The following is a 23,497-nucleotide window of genomic DNA, read 5'->3' as shown; positions in this document are numbered from 1 at the left end:
CACCGAAATGCGGGACGCGTGGCAATAAGTGACGATCCACACAACCGGTGGAGAGAGCGATCCCGGGAACCTACAAAGTAGGTGGGCGCCGTGTGAGAAAACCCACGGGTCTTCCCAGGGACAGCTCCCTAAGGATCGTTAAGGCCCCGGGGAAAATGTTCTCCTGCCGGGAAGCACAGACCGTCCCGCCCAATATAGGCTGCCGGCCGGCTAAGCGCCAGTGAGACGGGCACTCTTTCCGTGTTGGGTTCAGGCCCTCGCGCCGCCAACACCTCACCCTTGCACAGGCACGGCCTCGTCCTTACGGTCGCGATGACCAACCGAGGAGCAAGAATGCGTTTCGAAGGCACGGCGGCCTATGTCGCCGACAAGGATCTGATGGTGGCCGTCAATGCGGCGATCGCGCTGGAGCGGCCCTTGCTGGTCAAGGGCGAGCCCGGCACCGGCAAGACGGAACTGGCCCGCCAGGTGGCGGCTGCACTCGGCCTCGACCTCATCGAATGGCACGTCAAGTCGACGACGCGGGCGCAGCAGGGCCTGTACGAATATGATGCCGTCTCGCGCCTGCGCGACAGCCAGTTGGGCGACGAGCGCTTCAACGACATCAGGAATTACATCAAGCGCGGCAAACTCTGGGAGGCTTTCGCCGCCGGCAGGAAGGTCGTGCTCTTGATCGACGAGATCGACAAGGCCGACATCGAATTCCCAAACGATCTCCTGCAGGAACTCGATCGGATGGAGTTCTTCGTCTACGAGACCGGCGAAACCATCCGCGCCGCCGTCAGGCCGATCGTCATCATCACTTCCAACAACGAGAAGGAGTTGCCGGACGCGTTCCTGCGCCGCTGCTTCTTCCATTACATCCGCTTTCCCGACGTCGACACGCTGCACAGAATCGTCGACGTCCACTATCCCGGCATCAAGCAGAACCTGGTTCGGGCAGCCCTCACCCAGTTCTACGAGATCCGCGAAGTGCCGGGGCTGAAGAAAAAACCGTCGACCTCCGAGGCGCTCGACTGGATAAGGCTGCTGGTCGCCGACGACATCGCGCCCGAGGATCTGCGCGCCGACCCGAAGAACGCGTTGCCCAAGCTGCATGGCGCATTGCTGAAGAACGAACAGGATGTCCATCTGTTCGAGCGGCTTGCCTTCATGGCGCGCAGGCAAGGGTGAGGCGCCGGGCACTGGCTACGATCGAGCTTCGCTTGCGCCCTGAGCACGATGACGGTCCCTTGCCTCTTGCGGCGCGACGTTTCTGGGGCCGAAGACGACGAAGCTGATGACGGCAAGGGCAAGAACGCCGATCCCGCTATAGAGCATGACCCAGCCAAAACCGTTGACTAAGGCGGCATGCGCAAGCGCGCCGGACGGGTCGAGGGTCGCCAGCCTGGGCGAATATTGCGAGAGGCCATCGAGATTTCCGGTGGCGATCTTTTCCGCCAACGCGCGCAATTCGTCCGGGTCAAGGGCAGTGCCCAATGCGGTTTTGAGATAGGAAGCAATTCCCTGCGTCAACAGCAGGCCCAGCACCGCGATGTTGATGGCCAGCGTGATCAGCCGCGCGCTGATATCGATGCCCGAAGCCATGCCGGCGCGATCCGGCGACACCGAACCCGTCGTGGTGTTGGTGGTCGGTGAGTTGGTGAGGCCGATACCGATACCGGCGATCAGCGTACCGGGCAGCATGGTCAGCCAGCTGGCTCCCTCAAGGCTCGAACCTATCCTCATGGCGATAAAGCCGACCCCCAATGTCAGCAACCCGAGCGGGATCGCCACCCGCGCCTGATAGCGGGCGCGCAGGCGCTCGGCGGTCGAGGACATCAGCATCAAGGGAAGCGTGTAGACGAGCAGCAGCAGGCCGGTCGTGGTGCTGTCGTAGCCGAGCACACCCGAAAAATAGATCGGCAGATAGATGATGAACGGCCAATAGCTGAAATTCATGCCGATGCCGCCCATGATCGCTCCCGAAAATTGACGGATCCGGAACACCGAGAAATCGAACATCGGGTAGGGGCTGATCTTCTCGGCAACGAGGAACGCGGCGAAGGCCAGCACGGCAGCACTTGCTACGCCGATGCGGGCGCCAGAGCCGAGATCGGCTCCTTGCGTGATCAGATAGGAGAAGCCGAACACCGCGAACGAGAGCGTCAGGATACCGGCACGGTCAAGCTTCTGGGCATTGCGGTCGCGTGATTCGGTGACACCGGCACCGATGAAGACCAGCGCAAGGATGGCAAGCGGCACATGGATGAGGAACACCCACTGCCAGCTCGAGAACGCGACGATCAATCCACCGATGGCGGGACCAAAGCCAAGCCCGATCCCCGAGACGACGCTCCAGGCCACAAAAGCCTTGCCGCGTTCGCTGCCGTCCTGAAACTGGTGGGACAAGACGGCCACGCTGCAAGTGAACATCGCCCCTCCCGCCAGGCCTTGCAGGAAGCGTGCAATGATGAGGAGCGAAGCGCTCGGCGCGAGGCCGCACAGCAGTGAGGCCAGCCCGAAGGCGATGGTGGCGATCACCATCACCCGTTTGCGGCCGAAGCGGTCGGCCAGCGTTCCTGTCGCCATCAGCACCGTGGTGCAGGCAATGGTGTAGGCGTTCATGATCCATTGCAGATCCTTGAAGTCGGCGGCGAGCACGCTTTCCAGTTTCGGAAGGATCACCGGGACGCTGGAGATTTCGAGGCCGAACAGCAGCGAGGCAAGGCAGGCCCCGGCAAGCGCAACGGTGTTTCGGTCGATTTGAAACGTCATGTCGATCACTTTCTGTCGAAGCATTCTGGAACCGGGCTGGCTCTTCAAACTGCGGTCGAGATGACATAGACGAGGCTTGACTATGAAAAAAGACTATGCATTTCTATTTCAGAGATAACAAAATGGAATGACGGAGATGGCCAGTCTCGATGTCGATGCCGTGCGCACTTTCGTCATGGTGGCCGACCTGCAGAGCTTCACCCGGGCGGCTGCAGCACTTGGCAGCACCCAGGCGACGATCAGCGTCAAGTTGCGGCGGCTCGAGGAAAAGCTCGGCGCACGTTTGATCGAACGAACCCCGCGCCGCGTGGCACTGTCGGAAAGGGGGGCTGTCTTCCTGCCCGTGGCCCGCGAATTCCTTGCCGCCCATGAACGCGCCGTCGCGGAATTTTCCGCGGCGCCATGTCGGCTTGCGCTCGGCTTCGTCGATCATGTCGCGGGGCCTGAGCTTTCCACGCTGATCGCCCAGCTTCATGCCCACGATCCGTCGCTCGCGCTCAACATACGGATCGATACCAGCTCCATGCTGGAAGAAGCTTTCGATCGCGGCGAACTCGATGCGGTGATTGTGCACCAGGAAGATGACAGTCGACGCGGTGAAGCTTTGTCGCGCACCCACTATGGCTGGTTCGCGGCACCTGGCTTCGAATGGCGACCAGGCACGCCCCTGCGCCTGGCTCTTTTAAGCACCAGATGCAATTGCCCGGACCGTATGAGAGCGGTCGAGGCGCTGGACCGGGCAGGCATCGCCTGGAATGAGGCTTTCGTCGGCGGCGGCGGCGCTGCCGTCAACATCGCGGTATCGGCGGGCTTTGCCCTTTCCGCCCTCGCTTACCGGGTTGTGCCCCCGGGCTTGATCGAGGTGGGCCGCAAACTCGGCCTGCCACCAATTCCCCCGTCCGAGATCGTTTTGCAGTCGCACGCTCTGCCGCCGCGGGCGCGGGAGGCGCTGCACATGCTCGCGACCGCTTTTCGCGAATATAATTCGCCTGCCGAATAGGCAAGGGTGTTCCTGATCCCGATTCTATTGGTATGGATCGGGTTCCAGACTTCAGAGGGAACGAAATGTCCGAGATAATCGTCCGCCCGCTCGCGCAGTCCGACCACGCCGATTGGCGGCGCCTGTGGACCGACTATCTCACCTTCTATGAGACGAAGCTGCCGGAAGAGGTCTACGCCGTCACCTGGAAGCGGCTGTTCACTCCGGGCGAATTCGAGCCAAAAGGCTTCATCGCCACACTGGACGGCAAGGCGGTCGGTCTCACGCACTACCTGTACCACCGCTCCGGCTGGTCGGAGAAAAACAACTGCTATCTGCAGGATTTGTTCGCCGACCCGGATGTGCGCGGCAAGGAGATCGGCGCCGCCCTTATCAACGCAGTGAAGGAAGAGGCGGCAAAGATCGGCGTCAAGAATGTCTACTGGATGACGCACGAGACCAACGCCACCGCGCGCAAGCTTTACGACCACGTCGCCCGCCGCACGGGCTTCATCGAGTATGATTTGCTGTAACCGGCCATGTTCATCCCCTTCTTCCTCGAACTGAAGGCAGCACGCGTTCCCGTCTCGCTCAGGGAATATCTGTCGCTGCTGGAGGGTCTGGAAGCCGGGCTGGTCGACTACGACGTCGAAGGTTTTTATTACCTCGCCCGCGCCGCCCTAGTGAAGGACGAGCGCCATATCGACCGCTTCGACCAGGTGTTCGCGCATGTCTTCAAGGGCATCGAAGCACTGGGCGGGCCGGATGCAGTCGATATCGCCAACATCCCCGAGGAATGGTTGCGCCGTCTCGCCGAAAAGCACCTGACCGACGAGGAGAAAAAACTGGTCGAAGCGCTCGGCGGTTTCGAGAAACTGATGGAGACATTGAAACAGCGGCTGCAGGAGCAAAAAGGCCGTCACCAGGGCGGCTCGAAATGGATCGGCACCGGCGGCACCTCGCCTTTCGGCGCCTATTGCTACAATCCCGAAGGCGTGCGCATCGGCCAGCATGAAAGCCGCAGCCGCCGCGCGGTGAAGGTCTGGGACAAACGCGAGTTCAGGAATTTTGACGATGCCGTCGAACTCGGCACCCGCAACATCAAGATCGCACTGAAACGCCTGCGTCGCTGGGTGCGCGAGGGTGCCGAGGAGGAGTTCGACCTGCCCGGCACCATTCACGCCACGGCCGAACACGGCTATCTCGACGTGCAGACGCGGCCAGAGCGGCGCAACGCGGTGAAGCTGTTGATGTTCTTCGATGTCGGCGGCTCGATGGACGACCACATCAAAAGCGTCGAGGAGCTGTTCTCGGCCGCCCGCGCCGAATTCCGCCAGCTCGAATATTTCTATTTCCACAACTGCCTCTATGAGGGCGTGTGGAAGGACAATCGCCGCAGGCATGCCGAGGTGATTCCGACCTTCGACCTGCTCCACAAATATGGGCCGGACTACAAGGTGATCGTCGTCGGCGACGCCTCGATGAGCCCTTACGAGATCGCTCACCCCGGCGGTTCGGTCGAGCACTGGAATCCGGAGGCGGGCAGCGTCTGGCTCGGCCGTCTGCTGCAGCAATGGCCGAACGCGGTATGGCTGAACCCCGAAGACCCCAAGAACTGGGGCTACACCCATTCGATTGCGATGATCCGCGACATCTTCGGCGGCCGCATGTTCCCGCTGACGCTGGCCGGGCTTGAGGGCGCGACCAAGCAGCTTTCAAGAAAGCACTGAAAGACCGACAGGAGATCCGATGACCTGCTTCCTCTGCCTGCAATGCGGCGTCCAGTTCGCGGCGACAGAGACGCCGCCAGAACATTGCCCGATCTGCGAGGACGAGCGCCAATATGTGCGCTGGGAGGGCCAAGCGTGGATCACGCCGGAGGAACTTGCCGAAGGGCACCGGCTTGTGATGAAGGACGATGCCGGCGTTCTCGCCTTCGGCATCGAGCCGCGCTTCGCCATCGGCCAACGGGCGCTGCTGGCGCAGACGCCACACGGCAACGTGCTGTGGGACTGCGTTTCGATGGTCAGCGACGAGGCGGTGGCCGAGATCAACCGCCGCGGTGGCCTGGCGGCGATCGCCATCTCGCACTGCCACTATTATTCGGTGATGGCCAGTTGGAGCGAGGCGTTTGGCGGCGTGCCGATTTATCTCCATGCCGACGACCGCCAATGGATCATGCGACCGCACAAGGCGATCGTCAGTTGGGAAGGCGAGACGCTGGCCATAAACCCTTCGCTGACGCTCATCCGCTGCGGCGGCCACTTTGCCGGCGGTCAGGTGCTGCACTGGAAACGCGATGTCGGCGACGTCTTGCTGGCCGGCGATATCTTGCAGGTGACGCCGACGCGCCGCCATGTCAGCTTCATGTACAGCTATCCGAACTACATTCCGCTCAATGCAGCGGCCGTGCGCCGCATCGCGGCGGCACTGGAGCCATTCGCGTTCGACCATATCTATGGTGCATGGTGGAACCAGAATGTCATCGGGGGCGCAAAAGCGGCGTTGGCTGCTTCGGTCGATCGCTATCTCAGGGCGATCGCATAAAGATCACGATCGAAAATGCGGGCAAATCGCGTAACAAATGCCTATCTTGGTGCGAATATGAGGTTGCAATCCGCGCATGATCCCGAACCTCCGGTTCGGAAAGGATTATGCGCAAAACCAAAGTACTACAGCGTCCTTTGCGCGTCCGATGGGCGCGCGGCGCTGTAGTAGCGAGCCGGCAAGGCTGAGGAGATCACATGGACACCCACACCTACCCTGTAACCCGCACCGACGCCGAATGGCGCGCCCGGCTGACGCCGGAGCAGTATGCCGTCATGCGCGGCCACGGCACCGAGCGGCCGGGAAGCTGCGCTTTGCTCTACGAGAAGCGCGCCGGCACCTTTTCCTGCGTCGGCTGCGACCAGCCTTTGTTTGAATCCAAGTTGAAGTTCGAGAGCGGCACCGGCTGGCCGAGCTTCAACGACCCGGTGCCGGGTTCGGTCGAAAACACCGTCGACCGCAGCTACGGCATGGTTCGCACCGAATGCCATTGCGCCCGCTGCGGCAGCCATCTCGGCCATGTTTTCGAGGACGGCCCGCCGCCGACTGGCCTGCGCTATTGCATCAACGGCGTGGCGCTGAAATTCGAGCCGGCGGCCTGAACCGAAATTCGATTGAATGAATGAAAAGGGCGGCTGCGGCCGCCCTTTTCATTGCCCCCCGGCCGAACCCGGCGAACGCGGTGGGCGCCCGTGTCCGCTCTCAGACCACGACCGTCAGGATTAGCCATAATGTGGCGCCGAGCGTCATCAGCGAGGCCTTGGCGCCACTGGCCTTTTCCGTGGTTCGCCATACGGAAAAGGTCAGAAAGAGGTTGTAGGGCACCGGTGCGAAATGCACCGCCAGAACCAGCGCGAGCGGCAGCTTCAGTCCGAGCAGGACGATCGCGGCCACCAGAGATGCGACGTTGAGCGCCGTGCCGACAAGAACAAGGTCGCGCCAGAACAGCCGGTCGAGCGGCACCTGGCCTTGCCAGCGTGAGCGGAAAAAGGAGCCGATACCCTCTGGCAACACCGGATGTCTATCCCTGCCTCAGGACTTCGGTTACCGCGCGCTCGAAGCGCGAACATTCGGTCACCAGCCAGTCGGCCATGGCTGGCCAGTTGTCCTCGGCATAGCAGTTCACCCGCCACATCGAATTGATGCCGAGATCCTCGCAACTCTGTTCCGGCCTGAGCTTCAGCCTGGCTTCGATATCAGGCTGGAACGGTTTCAACCGCGACCACGCTTGCGTGGCGCCGAACTTCTCGTTGCGGCCGAAGAAGACGCCGACCTGGTTCTGCGCCGGCGCGACATACATGGAAAGGACCAAGGCGAAATCGGGCAGCCCGCGCTGCCAGAACCAGGGGCCGCGCCTCGCCATCAGAGCCCTTTCTTCCGGATGCCGCTCGGCGAACAGCGTCCAGAAGCCGCGCTGGCGGAATTCAGAGGCGCGGCGGGCGCCGAAGTCGAATTCGCTCATGGCTCGATGCTCGCTTCGGCATCATGCTCGGCCGGAGACTGTTTCGAAATTCGCTCCGGCGAGTCATATGGTGGTGGTTTCGAGAACCGGAGCGGAGCGTACTTAAAGTACGTGAGCTCAGTTCTACTGCATTGCAGTAGAACTAGGGAAGCGCAGAAAACGCCACCAGATGGCCGCCGGAGTAGAATTTCCAGACGGTCTCTACACCATGCCGAGTGCGGCCTTATACAGATCGAGGATGGTTTCCTCTTCCTGACGCTCGGCCTGGTCCTTCTTGCGCAGCCGGATGATCGTGCGCATCGCCTTGGTGTCGAAGCCGGTGCCCTTGGCCTCGGCGAACACTTCCTTGATGTCGTCGGAAATGGTCTTCTTCTCTTCCTCGAGCCGCTCTATGCGCTCGATGAAGGCACGCAGCTGGCCGGCGGCAACAGTCTGGCTGGTATCGGTGATATCGTCGGCCATATTTTTCTCCACATCGTTTCTGCGCCGCGACTCGGGATGCATGCAGCGGCGAATTGAGCGGGCTCGATGCCCGACCGGCGGCGGCGGGTCAAGCTGTTATCGATGATCGAACTGACGCTGCCGCCATGATGCGGACAGCGATCCCCAGGAAGGTATCAATTAGCTGAAAGCGATCAGCAGATCCTTGGCATCGATCTGGTCGCCTGCCTTGACCAGCACCTCGGCGACCGTGCCGTCGCGCTCGGCATGCAGCGCCGTCTCCATCTTCATCGCTTCGATGGAAAGCAGCACGTCACCGGCCTTCACAGCCTGGCCGGCAGCCACCGAAAGCGCAGAAACGACGCCCGGCATCGGTGCGCCGACATGCGCCTCGTTGCCGGGTTCGGCCTTGCGGCGGGCCTTGGCGGCGGACGCGCCATGCGCCCGGTCGGGCACCTTGACACGGCGCGGCTGGCCGTTGAGCTCGAAGAACACGGTGACCATGCCCTTCTCGTCGACATCGCCGATGGCAAGGCACCGCACCACCAGCGTCTTGCCCTTCTCGATGTCGACGAAGATCTCGTCTTCCGGCTTCATGCCGTAGAAATACGTCGGCGTCGGCAGCACGCTGACCGGCCCATAGGTTTCCTGCGCGCCGGCGAAATCCGTGAACACCTTCGGATACATCAGCCACGAGGCGAATTCGAACTCCGACAGCTTGCGCTCGAGCTTCTCCTCGATTTCCTTGCGGTTGGCCTTGAGGTCGGCTGGCTTGAGCAGCGAGCCGGGCCGCACCGTGATCGGCTTGTCGCCTTTGAGCGCCTTCCTCTGCAGCGCCGCCGGCCACCCGCCTGGCGACTGGCCGAGATCGCCGCGCAGCATCGAGACGACCGAGTCCGGGAAGGCGATATCCCTGTCGGGGTTTTCGACATCGGCAACGGTCAGGTCCTGGCTGACCATCATCAATGCCATGTCGCCGACAACCTTGGACGACGGCGTCACCTTGACGATGTCGCCGAACATCAGATTGACGTCGTGATAGGTCTGCGCCACCTCGTGCCAGCGCGTCTCCAATCCGAGCGAGCGAGCCTGTTCCTTCAGATTGGTGAACTGCCCGCCCGGCATCTCGTGCAGATAGACTTCCGAGGCCGGCCCCTTGAGGTCGCTTTCGAAGGCGGCGTACTGGTTGCGCACCGCTTCCCAGTAGAACGAGATCTTCCTGATCCATTGCGGGTCGAGACCGGGGTCGCGTTCGGTGCCCTTCAGCGCCTCGACGAGTGAGCCAAGGCATGGCTGCGAGGTGTTGCCGGAGAAGGCATCCATCGCCGCGTCTATGGCGTCGACGCCGCTTTCCACCGCCGCCAGCACCGTCGCCGCCGACAGGCCCGACGTGTCGTGGGTGTGGAAATGGATCGGCAGGTCGGTCGCCTCGCGCAGCGCCTTGAACAGCACGCGTGCTGCGGAAGGCTTCAGCAGGCCGGCCATGTCCTTGACGGCGATGATGTGGGCGCCGGCCGCCTGCAATTCCCTGGCTAGGCCGACATAGTATTTGAGGTCGTATTTCGCCCGCGCCGGATCGAGGATATCGCCGGTGTAGCAGATCGCCGCTTCGATCAGCTTGCCCTCGGCTCCGACCGCATCCATGGCGACGCGCATGTTGTCGACCCAGTTCAGGCAATCGAAGACCCGGAACAGGTCGATGCCACCGCTTGCTGCCTGCTTGACGAAATGCTGCACGACATTGTCGGGATAGTTGGTGTAGCCGACGCCATTGGCACCGCGCAGCAGCATCTGCAACAGCAGATTGGGCGCCGCCTCGCGCACCAGCGACAGCCGCTCCCACGGATCCTCGGTGAGGAAGCGCATCGCGACGTCGAAGGTGGCGCCACCCCAGCATTCCAGCGATAGAAGCTGCGGCAAGGCACGCGCATAGGCACCGGCGATGCCGGCAATGTCATGCGTGCGCATGCGCGTCGCCAGCAGCGATTGATGGCCATCGCGCATCGTCGTGTCGGTGACCAGAACCTCCTTCTGATCGCGCATCCAGGCGGCGAACTTCTGCGGGCCCAGCACATCCAGCTTCTGCTTGCTGCCGCCGGGCACATTGCCGTTGAGGTAAGGCACCACGGGTGCCGCGGCGTCGGCCTTCGGCTGCGGCCGGCCGCGCGTCTCGGGATGGCCGTTGACGCTGACGTCGGCGAGATAGTTGATGAGCTTGGTGGCGCGGTCCTGGCGCTTGACCTGCTGGAACAGTTCCGGCGTCGTGTCGATGAACTTGGTCGTGTAGGAATTGTCGGCGAAGCTCGGATGGTTGATGATCGCTTCGAGGAAGGTCAAATTGGTGGCGACGCCGCGGATGCGGAACTCGCGCAGTGCCCGATTCATGCGGGCGATCGTCTCGGCCGGCGTCGGCGCCCACGCCGTCACCTTCTCCAGCAGCGGATCGTAGAAGCGGGTGATGACCGCGCCCGAATAAGCGGTGCCGCCGTCGAGGCGGATGCCGAAGCCCGTCGCGCCGCGATAGGCGGTGATGCGGCCGTAATCGGGGATGAAATTGTGCTCGGGATCTTCCGTGGTGATACGGCACTGCAGCGCGTGGCCGTTCAGCCTTATGTCCTTCTGCGCCGGCACGCCTGATTCCGGTGTGCCGATGGCAAAGCCGTCGAGGATATGGATCTGCGCCTTGACGATATCGATGCCGGTCACCTGCTCGGTGACGGTGTGCTCGACCTGGATGCGCGGGTTGACCTCGATGAAATAGAATTTGCCGGTGTCGGCATCCTGCAGGAACTCGACCGTGCCGGCGCCGATATAGCTGGTCTCGCGGGCGATCTTGAGCGCATGGCCGCAAAGCTCCTCGCGCTGCGACATTTCGAGATAGGGCGCCGGCGCCCGCTCGACGACCTTCTGGTTGCGGCGCTGGATCGAACAGTCGCGCTCGAACAGGTGCACGGCATTGCCATGGGTATCGCCCAGCACCTGCACCTCGACATGACGGGCGCGTTCGATCAGCTTTTCGAGATAGACCTCGTCCTTGCCGAAGGCGGCTTTCGCCTCGCGCTTGCCTTCGGTGACTTCGCGGGCAAGGTCGGCTTCGGCGCGAATGGCCCGCATGCCGCGGCCGCCGCCGCCCCATGATGCCTTCAGCATCACCGGATAGCCGATTTCCTTGGCCAGTGTCTTGACCGTCTCCATGTCATCCGGCAACGGATCGGTGGCGGGGATCACCGGCACGCCGACCTCGATGGCGAGATTGCGCGCCGCGACCTTGTTGCCGAGCCGCCGCATTGTGTCCGGCCTCGGCCCGATGAAGGTAATGCCGGCTTCGGCACAGGCGTCGGCGAATTCGGGGCTTTCCGACAACAATCCGTAGCCGGGATGGATAGCATCGGCACCCGACAGCCTGGCGACGCGGATCACCTCCTCGATCGACAGATAGCTTTCGATCGGCCCCATGTCCCTGGTCAGATGCGGCCCGCGTCCGACCTGGTAGCTCTCGTCGGCCTTGAAGCGATGCAGGGAGTATTTGTCTTCCTCCGCCCAGATCGCCACGGTTTTGAGCCCGAGTTCGTTGGCCGCGCGGAAGACGCGAATGGCGATTTCGGACCGGTTGGCGACGAGGATCTTCGTGATGGCCAAGGACTGGGCTCCAGCGACGGAAGGAAGAGAAATCGGCGCAATGATTAGCGTGAAAATGCTGCAGTGCAAACGAAATTGACGCGCATTTAAACCGATTGAAATGGAATCATTGCGCCAAGGACCCTCCCCATTCCTCCGAACAGCCAAAAAAGCGCCGGCTTTCCGGTTAATGCACGATCATTGCCCGGCTAAGCATCGGCTCCACCGGCCGCCGCTGAACATGACGATGGCAAAAGAAAATGCCCGGCGCGAGGCGCCGGGCATCCGTAAATAGTCTGGAGACTGACGAGCTTACATCTTCTGGACGTAGGTGTACTTGCCGTCGTCGCCCTTCTTCCATTCGTACATGACGTAGCCGGGCAGCGTCGGGTCGCCCTTGGCGTCATAGGACAGGTCGCCGAGAACGGTCTTGAAGGGGCCGTTTTCATGCAGCGCCTTGGCAACTGCCTGCGGGTCGTTCGACTTGGCAGCGGTCGCTGCTTCCGCGATCGCCTGCACGGCGGCGTAGGAGTAGAGCGTGTAGGCTTCCGGCTCGAAACCCTGCGCGCGGAACTTCTCGACGAGTTCCTTGTTGGCGGGGATCAGGCGCGGATCCGGGCCGAACGTGTTGAGCGTGCCCGCAACTGCGTCGCCTGCGATCGAAGCCAGTTCGTTCGACACGATGCCATCGCCGGAAACCAGCGTTGCCTTGAGGCCCTGGTCGGCCGCCTGACGGATGATCAGGCCGGCTTCGGTGTGCAGGCCGCCCCAATAGATGATGGAAACGCCGGCTTCCTTCATCTTGGCGATCAGCGCCGAGAAGTCCTTGTCGCCGACATTGATGCCTTCATACATGACTTCCGTCACGCCCTTGGCGTTCATCGCCTTCTTGGTTTCGTCGGCAAGGCCCTGACCGTAGGTGGTCTTGTCGTGAACGACAGCGATCTTGGCGTCCTTGAAGTTGGCGGCGAGATACGCGCCGGCAATGCTGCCCTGCTGGTCGTCGCGTCCGCAGGTGCGGAACACGTTCCACAGACCGCGCTCGGTGAATTGCGGGTTGGTCGCGGCCGGCGTCACTTCGACGATGCCGTTTTCCGCATAGACTTCAGATGCCGGGATAGAGACGCCGGAGTTGAAGTGGCCGACCACGAACTTGACGCCGTCGCCGACGAACTTGTTGGCGACCGAGATACCCTGCTTCGGATCGGAGACGTCGTCGCCGACTTCGAGCTTGATCTGCTCGCCGTTGATGCCGCCCTTGGCATTGATGTCGGCGACAGCAGCTTCCGCCCCCTTCTGCAGCTGCGCGCCGAAGGCGGCGTTCGGACCGGTGATCGGGCCCGCGACGCCCATCATTACGTCAGCCCACGCGCTGCCGCCGAACGCGACAAGCGCGGTCAGGGCGACGGCGGACAAAAGTGACTTTTTCATTTAAACGCTCCCATTAACGGAGTGGGCGTGGATGAAGCTTTCATGCGATGCCCACCCTTATCGCAGAAAGCATAGTTTGCCGATTTTCAGGCACTTGTCACGCCGATTCAATTTCGAGGCGGCGTTAATGATGAACGTCAACCTTTCGGTTTCCAGCTCAAGAGTGAAGCTCTTTCGTAGAGCCAATTATACTGTGTCACCATCTGGTTGGTGCGCGTGTATTGATAGCCGACGAAGCCGAGGATCATCAGCACGATGGTGTCGACGACATAATAATGCAGCGAGAACATGGTGCCGCCGAACAGCGCGTGATGGATGAAGCGGATCGCGATGCCGAGGCCCAGCACATAGGCGAACAGCTGGATGAAGCTGCGCCACGTCTGGGCACTGGCCTTGCCCGTCATCCACGCCGCCCAGCCGCCGAGCAGACAGGTGACGAAGAAGAACTGCCAGATCGAGGGTTCCTCGTAAAGAATGCCCTGCATGGTGAAGTCTCCCTAGCATGATCCCGAAAAGTTGCGGACTTTCCGGACAAAGATCATGCGACAAACAAACAATCTGGAGCGGAATAGCGGTGCACGCATTCCGCTTCGAACTCAGTGGTGTCCGCCCTCGAGATAGGCGGCGCGCACTTCCGGATTGGCGAGCAGTTCCTTGCCGGTGCCGCTCATCGTCACATTGCCGTTGACCATGACGTAGCCGCGCGTGGCGAGCTTGAGCGCGCCGAAGGCGTTCTGCTCGACCAGGAACACGGTCAGCCCCTGGGTGCGGTTCAGTTCGCGGATGGCGTCGAAGATCTGTTTGACGATCAGCGGCGCGAGACCCAGCGACGGCTCGTCGAGCAAAAGCAGCTTCGGCCGTGCCATCAGCGCGCGTCCGATCGACAGCATCTGCTGCTCACCGCCCGACAGCGTGCCACCGCGCTGGGTGATGCGCTCCTTCAAACGCGGGAACAGCGTGAACACCTTCTCGACGTCCTCGTCATAGTGCTTGAGGTTGTCGAGGCTGGCGCCCATCTGCAGGTTTTCCATCACCGTCATGCGCGGAAAGATCCGCCGGCCCTCGGGCGATTGGGCAATGCGCATGCGCGCGATCTCGTGCGTCGGCATCTGGGTTATGTCGGTGCCGGCAAAGGTGATAGTCCCGGCGCGAGCCCGCGGCGCACCGAAAATAGTCATCATCAGCGTCGACTTGCCGGCGCCATTGGCACCGATCAGCGCCACGATCTCACCCTGCTTGACGGTGACATCGACGCCGTTCAGCGCCCGGATGTTGCCGTAATAGGTCTGCACGCCCTTGATATCGAGCAGCGTTGTCGCGGCCATCACTTGCCCCCTCCACGCTTGCCCGCCACGGGCTTGGCAGCGGTCTTGCTCGCGGTCTTTCCGGAGGCTGCCTTTGCAGTCTTTGCGGAAGCATGGCTCGTCGCCACCTTGCCCGCATCCACGCGGCGCGAAAATTCCGTGTCCCTGCCCTGGCCGAGCAGCCTAGCCTGTTTGACCCATTCCTCGCGCGCGATACGTCCGTCAAAAGCAAGATAGGCTTCGGCGGCCTCGACGTCGGCCTTTTTCCAGGCGCCGATCTGGTCGAAGTGGAAGATGCCGTGGTCGTTGAGCTTCTTCTCGTTGACCGTACCGATGCCCTTTATGCGGGTCAAATTGTCGGCCTTGCCGCCGCGAGGCGCAGCCAGCCGGTTGGAGATCTCTCCAGTCTTCGCCGCAGGCTTGGCGGATGCGGTCGACTTCGCCGCCGTGCCGGTTGCCGCCTTCGACGTCGCTTTCGGAGCAGGCTTTGCCTTCGCCGGCGGCACGGCTGCCTGCGAGGCTGCCTTGTTTGCCGCGGCGAGCGACCTGGCGTCGACCTGACCGGCCTTTGACGCTCCCTTGGCCACCGTAACCCGCTCGCCCGAACTATGGCCGACCGTGTCGGTCACCGGCCCGGCGAGATAGGACGACGATGTTCCCGGACCGTGCGCGGCATCCGGCCCCGTATCGAGCTGTTCGATGACATCTTCGTCGCCGACTTCGGTAAGGACCGCTTCGACTTCCTCGTCGTCGACGCCGAGATAGGCGGCGATGACGCGCGGATCGGTGCGCACCGACTGCGGACTGCCGTCGGAGATCTTGCGGCCATACTCCAGCACCACGACATGGTCGGAGATCTGCATGACCACCGACATGTCGTGCTCGATCAACAGGATCGAGGCGCCGGATGTGTTCTTGATGTCGATCAGCAGCTCGTTGAGCGCCGCCGATTCCTTCGGATTGAGGCCGGCCGCCGGCTCGTCGAGGCACAGAAGCTCGGGTCCCGTGCACATGGCGCGAGCGATCTCGAGACGGCGCTGCGCGCCATAGGGCAGGTCGCCGGCCGGGTCGTCGGCACGGTCGACAAGATCGGCCTTTTCCAGCCAATGCTTGGCGAGCTCCACCGATTCGGCCGAGGCCTTGCGATAGCCGCTGAAGCCGAACAGGCCAAGCACCGTGTAGCCCGATGCCTTCATCAGTTTGTTGTGCTGGGCGACCAGCAGGTTCTCCAGCAGGGTCATGCCGGAGAACAGGCGGATGTTCTGGAAGGTGCGCGCCACCTTGGCGCGCGCCGGGATTTCATGGTTGGGCAGCCGCTCGAGCAGGAAGGTCGAACCATCGTTCCGGTTGAGCGTGATCATGCCTTCCGAGGGCTTGTAGAAGCCGGTGATGCAATTGAACACCGTGGTCTTGCCGGCGCCGTTGGGGCCGATCAGCGCGGTGATCTCGCCGCGCTTGGCGGCGAAAGACAGATCCCCGATGGCCACCAGGCCACCGAACTTCATCGACAGATGATCGACCTGAAGGATAGCGTCGTTCATGCCCGAAGCGGCTTTCTGAACAGGGTTCGCATTCATCAGCCGTGTCCTTCCTTGGTGAAGGAGCTTGAGACGGCCTTTCGCTCCTTCAGGAAGGCGGTTGGTTCACGACTGCCGACGAAGCCGCGCGGCTTCCACAGCATGACGATGACCATGGCCATGCCGAACAGCAGCATGCGGTAGAGTTCCGGTGTGAAGTCCGGTCCGAAGACCTGCTTGAGGAAGTCGAGTTCGCGCAACGCCTCGGTGCCGCCGATCATCACCATTGCGGCGACCGCTATGCCGACCAGCGAGCCCATGCCACCGAGAACCACGATGGCCAGGATGATGGCCGATTCCAGGAAGACGAAGGATTCCGGGCTGACGAAGCCCTGCCGTGCGGCGAAGAATGCGCCGGCGAAGCCGCCGAACATCGCACCCGTGGCAAAGGCCGTAAGCTTCGTGGTGGTGGTGTTGATGCCGAGCGAGCGGCAGGCGATCTCGTCCTCGCGCAACGCTTCCCAGGCACGGCCGACCGGCATGCGCCGCAGCCGGATGGTGACGAAGGCTGTCAGCAGCGCCAGCGCCAGGATCAGGTAATAGAGGAAGATCTTGTAGTAGGCGCTCGATGTCGCCAGATGCAGCACCTTGGCGACGTAATTGGGGTCCGACACGTTGAAGGTCATCAGGCCGAAGAAGGTGACCTTCGGGATGCCGGAAATACCGGCTGAACCGTTGGTGACTTCCCGCCAGTTGATCAGCACCAGGCGGATGATCTCACCGAAAGCCAAGGTGACGATCGCCAGGTAATCGCCGCGCAGGCGCAGCACCGGGAAACCGAGCAGCACGCCCCAGAAGGCGGCCATGGCGCCGGCGGCCGGCAAAAGGATCCAGAACGACAGGCCGTACTGCGTGCCGAGCAGCGCATAGGCATAGGCGCCGACCGCGTAGAAGGCGACATAACCGAGGTCGAGCAGGCCGGCGAGGCCAACGACGATGTTCAGGCCCCAGGCCAGCATCACATAGATCAGGATCTGGATGCCGAAATTGTCGACCCATTTCAGCGAGCCTTGCAGTCCGCCGACGAACGACCAGGACATCAGCGACAGGATCGCCACCACCAGGATCGGATAGAGGATCAGCGCGGCAATGCCGAGTTTGGTGAAGTTGGCATGAATGAAGCCGCGGAAATAATAGATCACGCAGGCCAGCACATAGATGACCGACAAGGCGCGCAGGAACTGCAGATAGCCCGCCGGCTCCGCTCCCACCCATCCGACGAGAGAGCTGTTGACCGCAAACAACACCACCGCCGCGACCAAGGCCACGATGAAGGCCGGCAACTGGAAGAAGCGTGACGCCACGCTGGCCGGCAGCAGGCCGGTGGCGACGTCGGTGATCTTCTGGTTGGCCAGGAAGGGCTGTCCATAGGCGACATAGAGGAAGCGCCCGACAGCCGTGGCGATAACCACGGCGGCAAGCAGGCCCCAGCGTGTCGTCAGGACCAGTTCATTGGAAATGTTCTGGCCGGTCTTCAGGCCGATGAACAGCACGAACAGGCCAAACGATATGGCAGCGGCATAGAGCGCCTCACGCAATGCGCGCTGCATGGGGGTGGCGACGGTGTCGCGCTCCGGAGATACGGTGACGGCCATAGTCTCAGACCTTTTCGACTTCTGGCCGGCCCAATATGCCGGAAGGCAGGAAGATCAGCACGATGGCCAGGATCGAGAACGCCGCGACATCCTTGTAGTCGATCGAGAAATAGGCCGACCACATGCTCTCGATGAAGCCGATCATCAACCCGCCGACCACCGCGCCCGGCAGCGAACCGATGCCGCCCAGCACCGCCGCCGTGAAGGCTTTCACGCCCGGCGTGAAACCATCCGAGAAGGCAATGACGCCGTAATACATCAGGAACAAAGTGCCGGCGACCGCGGCAAGGGCCGCACCCATGATGAAGGTGATCGAGATGGTACGGTCGACATCGATGCCGAGCAGCGCCGCCATCTTGCGGTCCTGCTCACAGGCCCGTTGCGCTCGTCCAAGCGAGGTCTTGTTGACCAGATACCAGAACAGCGCCAGCAGCAGCGCCGTGACGACGACGATGATGATCTGCTTCAGCGACACGCTGATGCCGTTGATGTTGTAAACCTGGCTGACCATCGGCGGGATCGGCTTGTTGCGGGGACCCTGCGTCACCTGGACGAAGTTCGACAGCGCGATCGACATGCCGATGGCAGTGATCAGCGGGGCCAGTCGGAACGAACCGCGCAGCGGCCGGTAGGCCACCTTTTCGATCGTCCAGTTGTAGAGGCTGGTGAGCAGCATCGCCACGATCATCATGATCAGCAGCGCCAGCACAACCGGCACGGAATAGAACAGCGCGCCAAGGGCGAGGAAGACGATCAGTGCCGTGAAGGCACCCACCATGAAGATGTCGCCATGGGCGAAATTGATCATACCGATGATGCCGTAGACCATCGTGTAGCCGATCGCGATCAGCCCATAGATCGATCCCAGCGTCAGCCCGTTGATAAGCTGCTGGACAAAGTACTGCATGTGTACATGGCTCCCCTGGAATGTCGCCCATGCAGACGCATTCCTTTTCGTATTTCCCCTAGTCGTAAAGTTTCGAGCCCGGATTGCAACGTCATTTTTCAATCGTCATGCGTGTTTTCGAAGCACGCCGCCCGATTGCCCGTTTTCCATCATCCGACCCCTGGACTATCGCGGACCCTACCATTGGCATAACGCAATGTCTTTGACGATTCGACCGCATCATGCGCTCCGTTTCGAAGAAATCGCCGTCAAAATTAGGTGATGAAAGGAATCCTTGCGTTTTTGGCACGATCCATTTTTCAGGTCGTTGCTTTCCGCTAGGTCAGGATTCCCATCACTTGACAACAAACCCGTGCGCGAACGGGTCGCGGTCGTCGATGAAGATGGTGTTCAGTCCGGTCATCCGCGCCCAGCCGCCGATCGAGGCAATGATGGCCGGCTTGCCGGCCACGCTGACATCCTTTTCGACCTTGCCCTTGAACAGCGAACCGATGATCGATTCATGCACGAAGCTGTCTCCGGCCTTGAGTTTGCCCTTGGCATGAAGCTGCGCCATGCGCGCCGAGGTGCCGGTGCCGCAGGGCGAGCGGTCGATCGCCTTGTCGCCGTAGAACACGGCATTGCGGGCATCCGCCCCATCCACCGTCGGCGCACCGGTCCACAGCATGTGCGACAGCCGGTTGATGCCAGGATTTTCCGGATGCACGAAGGAATATTTCTCGTTGAGCCGCTGCCGCACCACCGGGCTCCAGGCGATGAAGTCGCCCGCCGAATGATCGGCCATGTCGCGATAGTTCTCCTGCGGCTCGACGATGGCGTAGAAGTTGCCGCCATAGGCGACGTCGACGGTGATTTCACCGAGCCCAGGGCATTCGACCGTCAGCCCCTCGGCATGGAGGAAGGATGGCACATTGGTGATGCGCACCTCCTCGACATAGTCGCCGACCTGCTTGTATTCGGCGACGACCAGCCCGGCCGGCGTGTCGAGCCTGAGCACGCCCGGCGTCTTTGGTTTGATCAGTCCGTGCTCGATGGCCATCGTCACCGTACCGATCGTGCCATGGCCGCACATCGGCAGGCAACCGGAGGTTTCGATGAACAGGATGGCGATGTCGCAATCCTCGCGCGTCGGCGGATAGAGGATCGAACCGGACATCACGTCGTGGCCGCGCGGCTCGAACATCAGCCCGGTGCGGATCCAGTCATACTCGGCCAGAAAATGCGCACGCCGCTCCATCATCGTCGCGCCCTGCAACAGCGGGCCGCCGCCGGCGACCAGCCGCACAGGATTGCCGCAGGTGTGGCCGTCTATGCAGAAGAAGGATTTCTTGGCCATGACGCTCCTCGAAAATCAAAAACCCGAAAAAATCAAAATCGTTGCGGACTGAAGGGGGCCAGATCGATCGGCGGAGTCTGCCCCAGGACAAGATCCCTGATCAACCGTCCGGTGGCCGCCGCCTGGGTCAGGCCGAGATGGCCATGGCCGAAGGCATAGACCACCGACCGCTTTCCCGGCGCGCCGCCGATGACGGGCACTGAATCCGGCAGCGAGGGGCGGAACCCCATCCATTCGCGCCCACCCGAGGGATCGAGCCCCGGCAGGAATTTCTGTGCCTTCTGCAGCAGCGCCTTCGACCTGGCATAATTGGGCGGCCGCTCGATGCCGCCGAGTTCGACGGCGCCGCCGACCCGCAGGCCCGTTTCGAGCGGCGTGACGACGAAACCATGGCCGGAGAAGATCAGCATCCGCTTCACGTCGAAGGCACTCGTGGGCAAGGTGGTGTTGTAGCCGCGCTCGGTCTCCAGCGGAATGCGATCGCCGAGTTGCTTGGCCAGCAGATGCGACCAGGCGCCGGCGGCGACGACGAGGTGCCGGGCCTGTCTGGTCGTGCCGTCTGCCAACGTCAGCGTCGCTCCATCCTGATCCGCCGCGACTTGGCTGATCCGGACCAGCTCAAAGCGAGCGCCCTTGGCCTGCGCATAGGTCCACACCGCTTTGCCCAGCAGTTTCGGGTCGGCGACCGTCTTCCATCCCGGCACGAATGTGCCTTTGATGAAGCGCGGCGACAGGCCCGGCTGCAAGGCGGCCAGTTCCTCGCCCTCGACGTGGCGGAAACCGATGCCGAAACGCTTACGCGCCGCCCAGCCGGGCAGCCCGGCCTGAAATTCGGCTTCGCTTTCGTAAAGCTCGAGCGAGCCATCCTCGCGCAGCATCGACCGCGTGCCGGAGCGGTCGAGCAAGCCCATCCACTCCGCCTCGGCAAGCTTCATCATGCCTGCTTGAGCGGCAAGGCTCGCCTCGTATTTCCCCGGCGCACCGGCGCGCCAGAAGCGGATCAGCCAGGGCAGAAGCGTCGGCAGGTAGGCGGGCGGGATGCTGAGCGGGCCGAGCGGATCGGCCAGCCATTTCGGCAGCTGCCGCATCATGCCCTTGTGCGCCAGCGGCAGCACGTCGGAGAAGGCGAAGGCGGCGGCATTGCCCGAGCTCGTCTCCTCGCAAATGCCTGTGCGATCGAAGACGGTGACCCTGCGTCCCGCCTCAGCGAGAGAAGCAGCGGCACAGATACCGATGATGCCGCCACCGACGATGGCTATGTCCAACCCTTCTCCCCGTTCACGGGGAGAAGGCGCCCGAAGGGCGGATGAGGGGCTGCGCCCCGCTTCTGTCGACTTGGAATTTCCTTGCACGTGGGCGCTGCCCCTTATCTGGCTGCCACCATCTTCTCCCTGCGAACAGGAAGAAGAAGCCTCAGAACTGCGGCAGTGTCGGCCGCACCGCGAGCGCATCCTTGACGATCTTCTCGACGGACTTGCGGCGATCGCCAGACAGCGGCTGTCGCGGCATACGAACGCGGTCATTTGTGTTGATCGCGAACACTTCGGCAAGCTTGATGTTTTGGACCAGATAGGTCGAGACGTCGAGATCGAGCAGCGGCCGGAACCAGCGGTAGATGCCGAGCGCCTCTTCGCGGCGACCCTGCTTCATCAGCTGGTAGATGGCGACCGTCTCGCGCGGGAACGCGGTGACCAGTCCGGCCACCCAACCGATGGCGCCGACCGACAGCGCCTCGAAGGCCAGATTGTCGACGCCGGTGAACAGGTCGTAGCGAGTGCCCAGGCGATTGATGATCTCGGTCGAACGACGGATGTCGTCGGAGGATTCCTTGATCGCGACAAAGCGCTCGTCCGACGCCAGCTCCTCCATCTGGTCGACGCTGACGTCGACGCGGTAGGCAAGCCGGTTGGAGTAGATCATGACCGGCAGGTCGCCAGCCTGCGCGACCGCGCGCAGCGCCGCGACCGTCTCTTCCGCATTGGTGTGGTAGATCGGGCTCGGCACGACCATCAGGCCGTTGGCGCCTTCCCGGCTCGCGCGCTTGGCGATGCTGGCGGCCTCGCGTGTGCCGGCCTCGTTGACCGTCAGCAGCACCGGCTTCTTGCCGGCGACCTTTTGTGCGGTCTTCAGCACCTCGATCTTCTCATCGGGCGACAGCATCGGCCCCTCGCCGAGCGATCCGCAAACGATGATGCCGTCGCAGCCAGCTTCCATCTGCAGGTTGAAGCAGCGCTCCATCTCGGCATGATCGAGGCGATCATCCGCGGTGAATTTGGTCGTGACGGCAGGAAAAACTCCGGTCCACATGATCATCTCTCCATCTGATATATCACTGGTATATCTATTAACAAACCCGCTGTCAATGCGAAATCCGTTATGATATATTCAAGATATATCAGGAGAGCGCATTTGATATCCACGGCAGCAAGCACCTCGGCGGAGCCGGCCGCGACCAGGGCCTACCATGTGCTCGAGCACATGATCGTCACGCTCGAACTGGCCCCGGCAAGCTTCGTCACCGAGGGCGCCCTGATCGACAGGCTCGGGCTTGGCAGGACACCGGTGCGCGAGGCGATCCAGCGGCTGGCCTGGGAAGGGCTGCTCGACATCAGGCCGCGCGCGGGCATCGCCATCGCCCCGCTGCATCCCGGCGACTGGCTGCGCGTGCTCGATGCGCGTCGCGGCGTCGAGGTGGTGCTGGCCCGCTCGGCCGCCCGCTTCGTCACCCGCGAGGCCGCCGACCTGTTTCACGAAGCAGCGCTTGCCATGCAGAAAGCGGTGATCTCGGGCAACGTGCTTGCCTTCATTCAGGCCGACAAGGCACTTGACGAAGCGTTGGCGCTGGCTGCCGACAATCCCTTCGCCGCCCGTTTGGCCGCCCCGTTGCAGACCCACAGCCGCCGCTTCTGGTTCCGCTACAAGGCCGAGACCGGTCTTGCCGAATCCGCCGAGCACCATGTCGCGCTGATCCGCTCGATCCTTGCCGGCGACGAGGAGGCCGCGGCCAAGGATGCCAAACGTCTGATGGCGCTGCTGCGCGGCCACGCCGAAACGGCGGCGACGCGCTGAGCGTCTTTTAATCCGATGCGCTTTCGTCGCCGGTGCTTCCTCGAAGCTCGGATCACGTCCCTGGCAAGGCAGCCGCCGCCATCAACGAACCGTCCCAGCCTTCGCCCGCCGTGATGACGCAGCTCTGACCATGCGTGTCGGTGGCAAGGATCGTCCAGGTGCCCTGGTCGGAGACGAATATCTCAAGAATGACGCTCGGGTTGACCAGGCCGCGCGCAGCCTCGCTTTCGTGGAATTTTTCCCCGAGCGCTTTGATCATATCCGCACGGGCTGCGCATTGCTCCGCCATCGCCGGGACGGCGGCAAACGCGGAAACCGCCGCGAAAAATAGCGTTGCCACAAGACGGGTCATCTGACACCTCCTTGCGCCAGACGATGTCCCCGAAGCTGTCGCCAGCGCCGTTGCTTGATCTGCCGTACCTCCTTGCGGCAGGACTGCAAACCAAGACGGCAGATGCCCACTTGGTTCCATCA

At 62.4% G+C, this 23,497-nt stretch carries 22 protein-coding genes and 1 other RNA gene; 7 read left to right on the top strand and 16 right to left on the bottom strand.

The window, feature by feature from the left end:
• Positions 1-29: 29 nt before the first annotated feature.
• Positions 30-185, bottom strand: a non-coding RNA gene (ssrS, locus tag EN990_RS25880) — 6S RNA.
• A 148-nt stretch (positions 186-333) separates the two neighbouring features.
• Between ssrS and EN990_RS25875 the strand changes: the two genes are divergently transcribed.
• Positions 334-1,173, top strand: coding sequence for a MoxR family ATPase (locus EN990_RS25875; protein ID WP_013529106.1), 840 nt, complete (start codon positions 334-336; stop codon positions 1,171-1,173).
• Between the two features lie 15 nt (positions 1,174-1,188).
• Here the strand turns inward: EN990_RS25875 and EN990_RS25870 are convergent, their stop codons facing one another.
• Entirely contained in the window at positions 1,189-2,757 is a 1,569-nt protein-coding gene (locus tag EN990_RS25870; protein ID WP_245461054.1) for an MFS transporter, read from the bottom strand.
• Positions 2,758-2,932: 175 nt separating this feature from the next.
• On the opposite strand from EN990_RS25870, the gene EN990_RS25865 reads away from it, so the two are divergent.
• The 5 genes from EN990_RS25865 (at position 2,933) to msrB (ending at position 6,885) form a co-directional block, all read left to right on the top strand.
• On the top strand, positions 2,933-3,757 hold the full coding sequence (locus tag EN990_RS25865) for a LysR substrate-binding domain-containing protein (RefSeq protein WP_245459099.1): 825 nt from the start codon (positions 2,933-2,935) through the stop codon (positions 3,755-3,757).
• Between the two features lie 65 nt (positions 3,758-3,822).
• The gene (locus tag EN990_RS25860; protein ID WP_127369865.1) at positions 3,823-4,269 is read left to right on the top strand and encodes a GNAT family N-acetyltransferase; all 447 of its coding nucleotides are present in this window, start codon (positions 3,823-3,825) and stop codon (positions 4,267-4,269) included.
• A 6-nt stretch (positions 4,270-4,275) separates the two neighbouring features.
• Positions 4,276-5,466 (top strand): VWA domain-containing protein, encoded by a 1,191-nt coding sequence (locus EN990_RS25855; RefSeq protein ID WP_127369864.1) that lies wholly within the window; start codon positions 4,276-4,278, stop codon positions 5,464-5,466.
• A 19-nt stretch (positions 5,467-5,485) separates the two neighbouring features.
• Positions 5,486-6,283 (top strand): hypothetical protein, encoded by a 798-nt coding sequence (locus tag EN990_RS25850; protein WP_063173260.1) that lies wholly within the window; start codon positions 5,486-5,488, stop codon positions 6,281-6,283.
• Between the two features lie 197 nt (positions 6,284-6,480).
• A complete protein-coding gene (msrB, locus tag EN990_RS25845) occupies positions 6,481-6,885 on the top strand; it encodes a peptide-methionine (R)-S-oxide reductase MsrB (RefSeq protein ID WP_013529102.1) in 405 nt (134 codons plus the stop codon).
• 100 nt (positions 6,886-6,985) lie between these two features.
• Here msrB and EN990_RS25840 read toward each other — a convergent pair whose 3' ends face one another.
• The 13 genes from EN990_RS25840 to EN990_RS25780 form a co-directional block, all read right to left on the bottom strand.
• On the bottom strand, positions 6,986-7,297 hold the full coding sequence (locus EN990_RS25840) for a hypothetical protein (protein WP_027162547.1): 312 nt from the start codon (positions 7,295-7,297) through the stop codon (positions 6,986-6,988).
• Between the two features lie 7 nt (positions 7,298-7,304).
• The gene (locus EN990_RS25835) at positions 7,305-7,745 is read right to left on the bottom strand and encodes a hypothetical protein (RefSeq protein ID WP_127384973.1); all 441 of its coding nucleotides are present in this window, start codon (positions 7,743-7,745) and stop codon (positions 7,305-7,307) included.
• 201 nt (positions 7,746-7,946) lie between these two features.
• Positions 7,947-8,207 carry a DUF2312 domain-containing protein gene (locus EN990_RS25830; RefSeq protein WP_013529099.1) on the bottom strand — a complete coding sequence of 87 codons (261 nt, stop codon included), beginning with the start codon at positions 8,205-8,207 and terminating at the stop codon, positions 7,947-7,949.
• Between the two features lie 159 nt (positions 8,208-8,366).
• Positions 8,367-11,825 carry a pyruvate carboxylase gene (gene pyc / locus EN990_RS25825; protein ID WP_127384972.1) on the bottom strand — a complete coding sequence of 1,153 codons (3,459 nt, stop codon included), beginning with the start codon at positions 11,823-11,825 and terminating at the stop codon, positions 8,367-8,369.
• 291 nt (positions 11,826-12,116) lie between these two features.
• A complete protein-coding gene (locus EN990_RS25820; RefSeq protein ID WP_013529097.1) occupies positions 12,117-13,235 on the bottom strand; it encodes a branched-chain amino acid ABC transporter substrate-binding protein in 1,119 nt (372 codons plus the stop codon).
• Positions 13,236-13,372: 137 nt separating this feature from the next.
• Positions 13,373-13,720, bottom strand: a complete 348-nt coding sequence (locus tag EN990_RS25815; protein ID WP_013529096.1) for a DUF6867 family protein — start codon at positions 13,718-13,720, stop codon at positions 13,373-13,375.
• Positions 13,721-13,831: 111 nt separating this feature from the next.
• The gene (locus EN990_RS25810; RefSeq protein WP_013529095.1) at positions 13,832-14,560 is read right to left on the bottom strand and encodes an ABC transporter ATP-binding protein; all 729 of its coding nucleotides are present in this window, start codon (positions 14,558-14,560) and stop codon (positions 13,832-13,834) included.
• Positions 14,560-16,116: an ATP-binding cassette domain-containing protein gene (locus EN990_RS25805; RefSeq protein ID WP_013529094.1), complete on the bottom strand. Its 1,557-nt coding sequence runs from the start codon at positions 16,114-16,116 to the stop codon at positions 14,560-14,562. Before EN990_RS25805 ends, EN990_RS25810 begins: the two co-directional genes overlap by 1 nt.
• Positions 16,116-17,711, bottom strand: a complete 1,596-nt coding sequence (gene livM, locus EN990_RS25800) for a high-affinity branched-chain amino acid ABC transporter permease LivM (protein ID WP_013529093.1) — start codon at positions 17,709-17,711, stop codon at positions 16,116-16,118. The genes EN990_RS25805 and livM overlap by 1 nt, the downstream gene beginning before the upstream one ends.
• A 4-nt stretch (positions 17,712-17,715) precedes the next feature.
• Complete coding sequence (locus tag EN990_RS25795; protein WP_013529092.1) at positions 17,716-18,618, bottom strand: branched-chain amino acid ABC transporter permease; 903 nt, start codon at positions 18,616-18,618, stop codon at positions 17,716-17,718.
• A 334-nt stretch (positions 18,619-18,952) separates the two neighbouring features.
• Positions 18,953-19,954 (bottom strand): 4-hydroxyproline epimerase, encoded by a 1,002-nt coding sequence (locus tag EN990_RS25790; protein ID WP_127384971.1) that lies wholly within the window; start codon positions 19,952-19,954, stop codon positions 18,953-18,955.
• Between the two features lie 32 nt (positions 19,955-19,986).
• Complete coding sequence (locus EN990_RS25785) at positions 19,987-21,219, bottom strand: FAD-binding oxidoreductase (protein ID WP_081714252.1); 1,233 nt, start codon at positions 21,217-21,219, stop codon at positions 19,987-19,989.
• 148 nt (positions 21,220-21,367) lie between these two features.
• Positions 21,368-22,261 (bottom strand): dihydrodipicolinate synthase family protein, encoded by an 894-nt coding sequence (locus EN990_RS25780; protein ID WP_024502892.1) that lies wholly within the window; start codon positions 22,259-22,261, stop codon positions 21,368-21,370.
• A 69-nt stretch (positions 22,262-22,330) separates the two neighbouring features.
• On the opposite strand from EN990_RS25780, the gene EN990_RS25775 reads away from it, so the two are divergent.
• On the top strand, positions 22,331-23,023 hold the full coding sequence (locus EN990_RS25775; protein WP_050596296.1) for a GntR family transcriptional regulator: 693 nt from the start codon (positions 22,331-22,333) through the stop codon (positions 23,021-23,023).
• A gap of 52 nt (positions 23,024-23,075) precedes the next feature.
• Here EN990_RS25775 and EN990_RS25770 read toward each other — a convergent pair whose 3' ends face one another.
• Positions 23,076-23,375, bottom strand: a complete 300-nt coding sequence (locus EN990_RS25770; protein WP_024502890.1) for a hypothetical protein — start codon at positions 23,373-23,375, stop codon at positions 23,076-23,078.
• Positions 23,376-23,497: the final 122 nt, after the last annotated feature.

The organism is Mesorhizobium sp. M7A.F.Ca.US.005.03.1.1 (assembly GCF_003997975.1).
GTDB lineage: Bacteria > Pseudomonadota > Alphaproteobacteria > Rhizobiales > Rhizobiaceae > Mesorhizobium > Mesorhizobium ciceri.
The sequence above is the reverse complement of the archived record's forward strand: the minus strand, read 5'-3'. Positions and strand labels throughout refer to the sequence as shown.